This window comes from Chitinophaga sp. (assembly GCF_035564935.1).
Classification (GTDB): domain Bacteria; phylum Bacteroidota; class Bacteroidia; order Chitinophagales; family Chitinophagaceae; genus Chitinophaga.
In genome coordinates this window covers 1-4,135 of sequence record NZ_DATMTE010000969.1, presented here as the reverse complement: position 1 = coordinate 4,135, position 4,135 = coordinate 1, and the positions used below count along the sequence as shown (strand labels likewise).

At 46.6% G+C, this 4,135-nt stretch carries 4 protein-coding genes; 2 read left to right on the top strand and 2 right to left on the bottom strand.

The annotated features are described in order from the left end of the window. Positions 1 to 33: 33 nt before the first annotated feature. Positions 34 to 690, bottom strand: a complete 657-nt coding sequence (locus VN105_RS25145; RefSeq protein ID WP_325645432.1) for a sterol desaturase family protein — start codon at positions 688 to 690, stop codon at positions 34 to 36. Positions 691 to 882: 192 nt separating this feature from the next. Further along, positions 883 to 2,130, bottom strand: coding sequence for a serine hydrolase (locus VN105_RS25140; protein ID WP_325645430.1), 1,248 nt, complete (start codon positions 2,128 to 2,130; stop codon positions 883 to 885). A 117-nt stretch (positions 2,131 to 2,247) separates the two neighbouring features. On the opposite strand from VN105_RS25140, the gene VN105_RS25135 reads away from it, so the two are divergent. Then, positions 2,248 to 3,261: a fumarylacetoacetate hydrolase family protein gene (locus VN105_RS25135; RefSeq protein ID WP_325645428.1), complete on the top strand. Its 1,014-nt coding sequence runs from the start codon at positions 2,248 to 2,250 to the stop codon at positions 3,259 to 3,261. A gap of 2 nt (positions 3,262 to 3,263) precedes the next feature. After that, entirely contained in the window at positions 3,264 to 4,130 is an 867-nt protein-coding gene (locus VN105_RS25130; RefSeq protein WP_325645426.1) for a flavin reductase family protein, read from the top strand. The last annotated feature ends 5 nt before the right edge of the window (positions 4,131 to 4,135 follow it).

Below are 4,135 nucleotides of genomic sequence, written 5' to 3'. Positions count from 1 at the left end.
GATGCTTCCGCATCGCCCCTTCTTCTTTAAAACTTAAAATGTTAGTTCCTTCACTTTTTCCTTGTCTTCCTTTTCCTTTTCCAGGTCGAAGAAAGTGCCAAATACATGATCCCATACCGAAGAACTTACCCCAAAGCCCCTGTCCTCACTCTTATAATGGTGAAGATGGTGATTGCGCCACAACGGCTTCATAAACTTCAGAGGCGGGTTCCACGCATGAATAGCGTAATGCATGCTGCCATAGATCAGGTATCCCAGGATAAAGCCGGGGAAAAACATAAATGTGATTTCACGCAGGAAGATATACTGCACGCCAAAAATGGCGGAAGCCAGTATCAGGCTGGGCACCGGCGGCATAAATAAACGCTGCTTGTCTCTCGGGTACTCATGGTGGTTACCATGCATCACGTAAATGAAACGTTGCACCCTGGGGCTATCACTTGCAAAGTGAAACAAAAAGCGGTGCATAATATATTCAAAAAAAGACCAGAATAACATGGCCCCGATGAATATACCGGCAACGGTACCGGGTGTAAAGCCTAAAGTAGCGTGGCTATAGTAGAGCATATAGCCAATAATGGGCAGATACAGCCCCCAGATCACCAATGGATGCGTTTTGGTAAGCATCTCAAGATACTGGCTTTCAAATAATCTTGCCTGTCCTTTGTTCTTAATCTTTTCAAACTTCATAGCTCCCAAATTTTAGAGTGCAGTTACGGGATATGAATAAAACCTTCCTTATTAACCCTGGCAGCCGCCTCAAAAATGATGCGCATTTTGAAGATGGCTGTCATTATCGAACGCAAAAATACAACGTTCATGGATTATTTCGCTCACTATGTCACTCTATAAGGCTATAAATTCTATTTATTCCGCTCCCCTTCATTCTTTATAGTTTATTTTGAAATTATGCAGATCAGGCCGGTGTTTCCGTCTTCGCTGCAATTCATACCTGTAAATTATTTCCCCCACTTCTTTAAAAAAAGGATGTCCCTCTTCTTCATATTCATATTTATTGTCATTTAAAACACCGTCCCGGTTCACGTAAATATTGCCGGTAAGCATAAACTCTACGTCATGCTTAAAGTCAACGATATAGGCTGCATCGGTAAGGAAACCGTAAGACCAGCCGGCTTTATTAAATACACGTATATACGGCGGAATGTTCTTTCCGCCGGCCTTGAAAAAAAAGAATTTTGTATAGCTGTCATAATACTCGGCAGTGTCATACTTTGGCCAGAGGGTTTCGGACGGGTATTGCGACATATAACGGTATAAAAAACGGTAATCATCTTCAGAAATATCAAACCGCTGTGATACCGGTACACTGGCAGGAAATATGACGGATTGCAGCAGCTGCTGTAAATCAATAAGCGGCAGGTTATTATGTTTGGTGAAATCCATCGGCGTAAATACCAGCTTGTCGTTTTTATCCAGGTAAGCATGCCCCAGCTTTACTTCCCTGCTGAAATCGTATGTCAGGCGGCTATATGCTGCCGGTTGTTCGTATATCAGCTTCCCGTTATCCACAAAACGCACGGGATTGGTGTGCCGGTTCTCTTCTTCCGTAAGCGGCATAAACCGGCGTACAATACGCGCCTCCTTATATCCTTTTGCCCATAACTTTTCGTGAATGGTTTGCTGGCCTACAAACTCATACAACCTGTTGTAGGCGTCGTTATCACTGATAAGGAATATTTTTTTGATATAGTGCTCCACTGATGGCAGCAAATTCGCTGCAGAGCTGTCTGTATGCACGGTTACCTGCCCCTGCCAGGCACTGTCTGTAAGCATGGGCGTGTTCCTGTGAAGCCCCGGTATTTTAAGTTCATGCATTTTTTCCAGCGCCAGCAAGGCAATAGGTAACTTCACGGTACTGGCGGGGTTAAAATACTTTTTGGCGTCTACCTCCAGGTAATAGCTCTTAAAATGCGGGCGGTTACGGGCATCCCGGTCGATTTGCGTATAAATAAGCTGGTAACGGAATGAATCAGGATATTGCAGGATATGCCGGAGCGCCGGTGAAGCCTCGCGGTCCAGCAGGTTTTTCAGCAGCGTATCTGTGCGGGGCTGGGCCTGCACAGTCAATAACTGGCCATACATCAGGAGTAGCAGCAAACAGCAACGCATATTGGTGGTTCTGTTTATAAATATAAAGTAATTCGCCGGCAGGCAAAAAAATAGCCACTGCTTTTAACCGCCATTCTTATATTTGATCCTTCATACAACCAGAACAACTACCAAACCATGAAACTAGTAAGCTATTTAAGGGAAGAAACAGACCAGCTGGCCATCCTGGTAAACGACCTGTTATACAATACGCAGGAACTGCATCCCGATCTGCCTAATAATATGGGCATGTTCCTTATGATGTGGGAAGAAGTGATAGAGATTGCCAAACGCACCGATGCCCTCCTGAAGGAAGGCAAACACCCGGGTTCAGCTACCGGCATTCCCGTAAACAGCGTGCAATTGCTGTCGCCGGTACCATTCCCTACTTCCTGCAGGGATGGATACGCATTCCGGCAACACGTAGCCGCAGCAAGGCGCAACCGTAAGGTGCCCATGATCCCGGAGTTCGATCAATACCCGATCTTCTACTTTACCAATCATAACGCTATCCAGGGCCCCGGCGAAATTGCCTGTATGCCCGACCATTTCGAAAAACTGGATTTTGAACTGGAAGTAGCCATCGTTATCTGTAAGCCTGGCCGTAATATCACGGCTGCTGAAGCAGATGATTATATCGGCGGATATATGATCATGAACGACATGAGCGCACGCACCCTGCAAATGGAAGAAATGCTGCTTAACCTGGGGCCCGCCAAAGGCAAGGACTTCAGCACTGTAGTAGGGCCGATGCTGGTAACAGCCGATGAACTGGAACCGCTGAAAGTACCCGCGAAAGAAGGCCATACCGGTAATAACTTCAACCTTAAAATGACCTGTAAAGTAAATGGTATCCCCGTAAGTGAAGGCAGTATGGCCGATATGGACTGGACCTTTGCTGAAATTGTGGAACGCTGCGCCTATGGGGCAAATATTCTTCCCGGCGATATTATTGGCAGCGGCACAGTAGGTACCGGCTGCTTCCTGGAACTGAATGGTACGGGCAAACTGAATAACCCGGACTATACCGAACAATGGCTGCAACCCGGCGATGTAGTGGAAATGGAAGTATCCGGCCTGGGCATCTTATCCAATACCATCGTAAAGGAAGATACTGACTTCTCCCTGCTGGCACTTAAGAAAAAAGCATAACCATGCAGATAGATCCATCACAGGTAAAAACAAGTGAGCTGCATGCATACCTCCTGGGAGCTGTAGCACCCCGTCCTATTTGCTTTGCCAGCACCATTGATGCCAGCGGACAGCCTAACCTGTCGCCTTTCAGCTTCTTTAATGTGTTTGGCTCCAATCCGCCAACGCTGATCTTTTCCCCCTCGCGCCGTGTGCGTGATAATACGGTGAAGCATACACTGGAAAATGTATATGCCACAAAAGAAGTGGTGATCAACGTGGTAAGCTATCACATGGTGCAACAGGCTTCTTTATCGAGTTGTGAATACCCTGCCGGTGTAAATGAATTTGAAAAAGCCGGGTTTACCCCGCTGAAATCAGAAAAGGTACAGCCGTTCCGGGTAAAGGAAAGCCCGGTGCAAATGGAATGTATTGTTAAACAAATTATTGAAACAGGGCAAGGTGGCGGCGCCGGCAACCTGGTTATCTGCGAACCCGTTATGCTGCATGTCAGCGAAAATATACTTGATGCCCATGGCAAAATAGATCCGCATAAAATAGACCTGGTGGCCCGTATGGGAGGCGATTACTATTGCCGCGCCTCCGGCGATGCCGTTTTCGAGGTAGCCAAACCCAATACCAAACTGGGTATCGGCGTAGATGCGTTACCGTTGGCCATCCGGAACAGCCGTATCCTTACCGGCAACAACCTCGGTCAGCTGGGCAATGTTCATGAAGTGCCTTTTATAGATGCGGGCTTTCATGATGATCATCTCAAAAACATCATCCAGTACTACAGTGTAACGCCGGATGAAATGGAAAAGGAACTGCACTATTATGCAAAGAAATTGCTGGATGAAGGGAACATAGCGGCAGCATGGCAAATATAGATCGG